Source organism: Jatrophihabitans sp. (genome assembly GCF_046262535.1).
Classification (GTDB): Bacteria; Actinomycetota; Actinomycetes; order Mycobacteriales; family Jatrophihabitantaceae; genus Jatrophihabitans.
In genome coordinates, this window is record NZ_JBHEMO010000007.1 from 23,712 (window position 1) to 29,747 (window position 6,036).

At 68.7% G+C, this 6,036-nt stretch carries 7 protein-coding genes and 1 tRNA gene; 5 read left to right on the forward strand and 3 right to left on the reverse strand.

Annotated elements, in window-relative coordinates:
- Positions 1–5: 5 nt before the first annotated feature.
- Both ABR571_RS00860 and ABR571_RS00865 read right to left on the reverse strand, forming a co-directional pair.
- On the reverse strand, positions 6–359 hold the full coding sequence (locus tag ABR571_RS00860; RefSeq protein ID WP_409451282.1) for a hypothetical protein: 354 nt from the start codon (positions 357–359) through the stop codon (positions 6–8).
- Between the two features lie 769 nt (positions 360–1,128).
- Positions 1,129–1,201: transfer RNA gene (locus ABR571_RS00865), tRNA-Arg, on the reverse strand.
- Between the two features lie 208 nt (positions 1,202–1,409).
- Here ABR571_RS00865 and ssb point away from each other — a divergent pair.
- Positions 1,410–1,916 (forward strand): single-stranded DNA-binding protein, encoded by a 507-nt coding sequence (gene ssb / locus ABR571_RS00870; protein ID WP_409451283.1) that lies wholly within the window; start codon positions 1,410–1,412, stop codon positions 1,914–1,916.
- Positions 1,917–1,956: 40 nt separating this feature from the next.
- Here the strand turns inward: ssb and ABR571_RS00875 are convergent, their stop codons facing one another.
- Complete coding sequence (locus ABR571_RS00875; protein ID WP_409451284.1) at positions 1,957–2,391, reverse strand: hypothetical protein; 435 nt, start codon at positions 2,389–2,391, stop codon at positions 1,957–1,959.
- 105 nt (positions 2,392–2,496) lie between these two features.
- Here ABR571_RS00875 and ettA point away from each other — a divergent pair, with 105 nt between their 5' ends.
- The 4 genes from ettA to ABR571_RS00895 form a co-directional block, all read left to right on the forward strand.
- Entirely contained in the window at positions 2,497–4,179 is a 1,683-nt protein-coding gene (gene ettA / locus ABR571_RS00880; protein WP_409451285.1) for an energy-dependent translational throttle protein EttA, read from the forward strand.
- 15 nt (positions 4,180–4,194) lie between these two features.
- Complete coding sequence (locus ABR571_RS00885; RefSeq protein ID WP_409451286.1) at positions 4,195–4,611, forward strand: acyl-CoA thioesterase; 417 nt, start codon at positions 4,195–4,197, stop codon at positions 4,609–4,611.
- Positions 4,598–5,302 carry a hypothetical protein gene (locus ABR571_RS00890; RefSeq protein ID WP_409451287.1) on the forward strand — a complete coding sequence of 235 codons (705 nt, stop codon included), beginning with the start codon at positions 4,598–4,600 and terminating at the stop codon, positions 5,300–5,302. Before ABR571_RS00885 ends, ABR571_RS00890 begins: the two co-directional genes overlap by 14 nt.
- Positions 5,303–5,411: 109 nt before the next feature.
- Positions 5,412–6,036: beta-propeller domain-containing protein (locus ABR571_RS00895; protein ID WP_409451288.1), on the forward strand; the 625-nt coding region annotated here is incomplete at its 3' end.

Consider the following 6,036-nt stretch of genomic DNA (forward strand, 5'->3'; position numbering starts at 1 on the left):
CAGTGTCACCGCACAGCGCGAACGTCCAAACCGCGGCGCCGCAAATCCGACTCGACCCGATAGATCTCGGAGCGCGCGACCGGACGACCCTCGGGCGGCGGGATCTCAAGCTCCCGGCAGGCCACGAGGAGTGCGTCCAGGTACGCGGCCCGAGCGGCCTGGCAGCGGATGTTCTTCGCCGGAACGCCGACCGTATTCTCCGTCTTCTCCACCAGGGCGTGCAGTCGTCGGAGGTCGGCGGACAGGCCGTCAATCGGCCGCCGCGACGGCCCCGCCGCTCCTCGATTTCCGAGGTGGCGAAAGATCCGGCGCGCACCGACTACGGCGTAGCCCAGTGCTGTTGGCAGCAGGACGGCCACGCCGAACCAGATCAGCCCATCGCTGCTCACCGCTCAAGTCTCAGGCGGGCGGAACGGTCGCGCAACCACGGTGCGGTTTCCCCAGACTGCCAGCGCCGGACGGTGCGTTGGAGCCGATGACGACGTGCCGGCCGGAAACGGATTTACCGCTACGGCGCAAGACGGGATGGTTCGTCTACTCCGGCGCCCGTGCCGGTGGTTCGTCTACTCCGGCGGGTCATCCGCCCGTTGATGATCGGTAGATCGAGGGCAGCTGTCGCGTCGCCGTTAGCGAGGCGAGGCGCGTGTGACCGGTTGGAGTGACCTGGTCGCGCTGGGCCGCTGACGGACAGACTTGCGCAGCGATTGGCGTAGCTCTGGTCGGCCGGCTCTGGTCTCTGCGTCCCCTACGTCTCGTAGATCTTTTCTTATCGAAGGTGGTACTCCAGTGATTTCTGCACTGAACATGCGCGACAAATCGCCCTCCGCGCCGCGTATGACGTGGGCTTCGGTGCGGCGCCGCCGAACCGGGTTGCGGTTCCAGCTTCCCGGCGCCCCATCGATGAAGACGGGGCGGCTGAAGGCGTTACCTGAGCGCTGAGCGCTGAGCGCTGAGCGCTGAGCGCTGTGCCGGAGCAGGAGAAGCTCTGAAATATGCCCGAAGGCCCGAGATTTGTTGGGGTTAATGCACGCTCGGCTCGCTGCGCGGATTAATCGACTTGCTACGCTCCCGCCGACCATTGGCCGAGGCCTTGACGCGCGCGCAGCCCAGTCATTGTGGGCGGCAGAGCGCCCCCGGCAGGGATCGAACCTGCGACCAACCGCTTAGAAGGCGGGCGCTCTATCCACTGAGCTACGGGGGCTTCCGGCTCGAAAGGGTACCGGTTGGCCGCCCTGATCGGCCCGCGCGCATACCACTCGATACCGACGCCGTTCCGTCCGCGCGTCCACAACCCCGGCCGCCGTCCACAGATCCCGATCAGCCGTCGCGATCTCCGTTCGCAGCCGGTGTGCTGGATCCACACCCAGCCGCGGGTACCGGGACGAACCGGAACGAGAAGGAGCACGGACATGAACGAAACGACAATGACGGTGGTCGGGAATCTGGTCGACGCACCGAAGCTGCGCCGGACCAAGAGCGGTCACTCGGTGGCGAACTTCCGCGTGGCGTCGACACCGCGCCGGTTCGACCGCGAGAAGAGCGCTTGGGTCGACGGTGACACCCTCTTCGTGACCGTCACCTGCTGGCGAGCGCTCGGCGAGAACGTCGCGCAGTCGCTACGCAAGGGCCAGCCGGTGGTCGTGACCGGCCGCTACTACCAGCGGGAGTACGAGCAGGAAGAGACGCTGCGGACGGCCTATGAACTCGAGGCGCTCGCGGTCGGCCCGGACCTCAGCCGGGGCGTCGCGACGTTCGAGAAGGTCAACCGCCCCGCTCCCGCCGCGCACGTCGAGGTCGACGAACATGGCATCCCGGTCGACCGCAGCGACGACTACCTCGACGTCATCTCTGAACAGTCGGCGATGGTCGTCGATGCGGGACCCGGGGAGGTCCGCGAACTCGCGTCCGCCTCATGATGCGGTCGGCTGGCCTCGCCGCTCCGAGCCGGCGGCGAGGTCAGCCGACGCCTTCCGCCGCCGATCGCCCAGTGGCCGGCCACGGGGCGACGAACAGGGCCAGCCCCACGACGGCGGTGCCGCCTAGGGCGATCAGGTTGCCGATCCGGTCGCCGGCCCCGAACTCGTCGAGATGGCCGGCGTGATACGCAAGATGGGGAAGGCTGAACACCGACCACGCAAGTCCGGCAACGCGGGCCAGATCGCGCGTCGGGCGCAGCGCGGCCCACGCGCTGAGCCCGAGCAGCGCCAGGTACAGACCTCCGACGTCGCGCACGAAATGCTCGTTGTAGGGGCCGGTGACGTCGATCCAGTGGCGGCCCAGCCCGGGGAAGGAATCGTAGAAGGATCGTGGCGCGATCAAGGCCCAGACGCCGACGTCGGCAGCGGACAGGCAAAGGATCGCGAGCAGGAAGCGCTCAGTGCGGAGATTCATACGTGTAGGACCCCGCAGCCGACGGGGACGTGACATCGCCTGGGACAATGGACACTGACCGGCACGACGCCGGAGACATCCGATAGATACCGGCAAGGACGGACCGTGGCCCAGTTCATCTACACCATGTACAAGGTGCGCAAGGCGCACGGCGACAAAGTGATCCTCGACGACGTCACCTTGTCCTTCCTACCCGGCGCGAAGATCGGTGTCGTCGGGCCGAACGGTGCTGGCAAGTCCAGCGTCCTGAAGATCATGGCCGGGCTCGACCAGGCGTCCAACGGCGAGGCGCGGCTGTCGCCCGGCTTCTCGGTCGGGTTGCTGCAACAGGAGCCGCCACTCGACGAGACCAAGACGGTTCGCGGGAACGTCGAGGACGCCGTGGCCGGCCTTCGGGCGACCCTCGCGCGTTTCGAAGAGGTGTCGAACGCGATGGGCGAGCCGGACGCCGATTTCGACACGCTGCTCGCCGAGCAGGGCGAGCTGATGGAGACGATCGAGCACGCCGAGGGCTGGGAGCTGGACAGCCGCATTGAGCAGGCGATGGACGCGCTGCGCTGCCCGCCGGGCGACGAGGCGGTCACCCACCTCTCCGGCGGCGAACGGCGCCGGGTCGCACTGTGCAAGCTGTTGCTCGAGCAGCCAGATCTGCTGCTGCTCGACGAGCCGACCAACCACCTCGACGCCGAGTCGGTGCAGTGGCTGGAGCAGCACCTCGCCAAGTACCCGGGCGCCGTGCTGGCGGTCACCCACGACCGGTACTTCCTCGACAACGTCGCCGAGTGGATCCTCGAGCTCGACCGCGGGCACGCCTACCCGTACGAGGGCAACTACTCGACCTACCTGGAGAAAAAGGCGCAGCGCCTCGAGGTGCAGGGCAAGAAGGACCAGAAGTTGCAGCGGCGCCTGCTCGACGAACTCGACTGGGTACGGCAGAACGCGAAGGGCCGCCAGACGAAGAGCAAGTCGCGCCTGGCCCGATACGAAGAAATGGCCAACGAGGCCGAGAAGACCCGCAAGCTCGATTTCGAGGAGATCCAGATCCCGCCGGGTCCCCGGCTGGGCAACGTAGTCGTCGAGGCGCACGGGTTGACGAAGGGGTTCGACGACGAGCTGCTGTGGGACGACATCTCGTTCACGTTGCCGCGCGGTGGCATCGTCGGGGTCATCGGCCCCAACGGGGTGGGCAAGACCACGCTGTTCAAGATGATCGTCGGACAGGAGAAGCCGGACGCGGGCGAACTGCGCGTCGGTGACACGGTGAAGATCAGTTATGTCGACCAGGGCCGAGGCGGTCTGGATCCGGCCAAGAACGTTTGGGAGCTCGTCTCCGACGGTCTCGACTACATCAAGGTGGGCAACGTCGAGATGCCGTCGCGCGCCTACGTGTCGGCGTTCGGTTTCAAGGGCCCGGATCAGCAGAAGCCGTCGCGTGTGCTGTCGGGCGGTGAACGCAACCGCTTGAATCTCGCGTTGACGCTGAAAGAGGGCGGCAACGTCCTCATGCTCGACGAGCCAACGAACGACCTCGACGTCGAGACCCTCGGGTCACTGGAGAACGCGCTGCTCGAGTTCCCCGGATGTGCAGTGATCACCAGTCACGATCGGTGGTTCCTCGACCGCGTCGCCACCCACATCCTCGCCTGGGAGGGCGATGACAAGAATCCGGCGAAGTGGTTCTGGTTCGAGGGCAACTTCGAGTCCTATGAGAAGAACAAGGTCGAGCGCCTGGGGCCGGAGGCCGCCCGTCCGCACGCGGTGACACACCGCAAGCTGACCCGCGACTGATGCGCGCCTGATTCGGTGGCCCGCTTCAGCCACGAGGTGCACATGCGGTGGTCGGACATGGACGCCTACCGGCACATCAACAACTCGGCCTACCTTCAGTACCTCGAGCAGGCCCGGATGGCGATGTTCTTCCACCGGCACGAGGGGTTCTCCAGCGGCACCGTGGTCGCTCGGCACGAAATCGACTACCTCCGGCCCGTGGTCTATCACCCGGAGCCGCTGCGGGTGGAGATGTGGATCGAGCAAGTCCGCGGGGCGAGCTTCGTGGTGCGCTACGAAGTGTTCGACGGCGACTCGCTCGCCGCCCGAGCCGCGACGAAGTGCGTCACCTTCGACTTCGCGATCGACCGGCCCCGCCGGCTCACCGACGAGGAGCGCGGCATGCTGCGCGGCTTTGCCGACGATGCGGGTGCCGAAGGTGCTCGGTCCTGACGATCGGGCGGCGCTGACCGAGCTGGCGCCCGTCCTGCGCCGCGCGGTCACCCTCGACCCGGCCAGCCTGGCCCGGTTGAGGCTCGGGACCGGTGCGGCCACCGTGCTCGTCCGGCTGCCGTTCGGCGTGCTGGTGTCGCGCCGGGTGGGCGGAGTGCCGCGGACAGACAAGCTGGACGTCACCGTGCGTGCCGCCGAGATGATCGCCTGGCTGGACGCCGGCGGTGCCGCCGCGAGCGAGGGCGCCAGCCGAGCCGGCGGTGGTGCGGGACGCCAGAGCGCCGAGGTCGCTGTGCCGCAGGCCCGCGACGCCGAATGGCGCACCGGCCTGCCGCCCACCGGTGGGTGGCAACGGATCGAGACCGTCCCCGACGAGGTCATCCGCGGGATCGTGCGAGCCGGCGCGCTCGTGCTCAAGGAGGCAGCCGCCCGCGAGCGGGTACCGACTGCCCAGCCGCGGGCCGAGGTCGCCGACGCGCTGCTCGACTCCACGGTGCTCACTGTGGCGGCGGATGACGGCCCGGCCACCGCCGCGGTCAACCTCCGCACCCTGAGTGCGCTGCTGCGGATGGGCTTCCTGCCCCGTGGCGGGTCGGTCCATGTCGACCTCGCCGGCCGCTGGGTGCGGGTGGTCGCCGAGTTCGGGACCGTTTACCTCGAGCGCCCCGGTCAGTCGCTCCTCGTCCGCTGAAGTCACCCGCGCGTGAAACTCCAACGGCCCCTCACCTCGTGTAGGAGGTAACCGGCTCCGCCGCGACCTTCCTGGTCCGGTGCACCGGCTGTCGACCGGGGAGCCCCGCATGGACGACGTCGAGGGACGATCCGCCTCTTCGCAACCGGCGAGCCACCCGGCGCGACGATCCCGCCGGCCGGCCGTGCTGGGCGGCGTCTTCGCCGTCGGCGTCGCCGCCGCCGCCGTGACGATCGCGCTGGTGACCACCGGCTCTCCCGGTTCCCACCCCCCGGCCCGTCCGGCGCCATCGTCTCCGGTGCCGATTACGTCACCGCCGCCGTCCGGCCTGGGCCCCGCGCCACGTCAGGTCGAACTCGCCGCCTTCGACACCTGCGACGCCATGCGTGCTGCGCTGCGCACGCAGACCGCGAAGAGTGTCACCGCCTACGGACTGCCCGGCTCTCCCTACGGCAAGCGCTACGGGCTGCCCACGCCGGTGGACTCGGTGGACTCGGCCGGCAAGTCCGCGGCTTCCGCGCCGGAGGCCGGCGGCGGCACCGCGCCGGACCACTCGACGACGAACGTGCAGGAGCCCGGCGTCGGCGAGCCGGACACCGTCGAGACCGACGGCTCCCGCGTGGTGTCGGTGTCCGACGGGATTCTGCGGGTCGTCGACGCGCGATCACACGAGGTCACCGGTCGCCTCGACCTGACGATGTACGCCGGCGCCGGCTCGGCCCAGCTGCTCCTGG

Bases quoted from the DNA above. Each gene is read 5' to 3' on its own strand.
- ssb (WP_409451283.1), top strand. From the start codon at position 1,410: ATGAACGAAACGACAATGACGGTGGTCGGGAATCTGGTCGACGCACCG.
- ABR571_RS00875 (WP_409451284.1), bottom strand. From the start codon at position 2,391: ATGAATCTCCGCACTGAGCGCTTCCTGCTCGCGATCCTTTGCCTGTCC.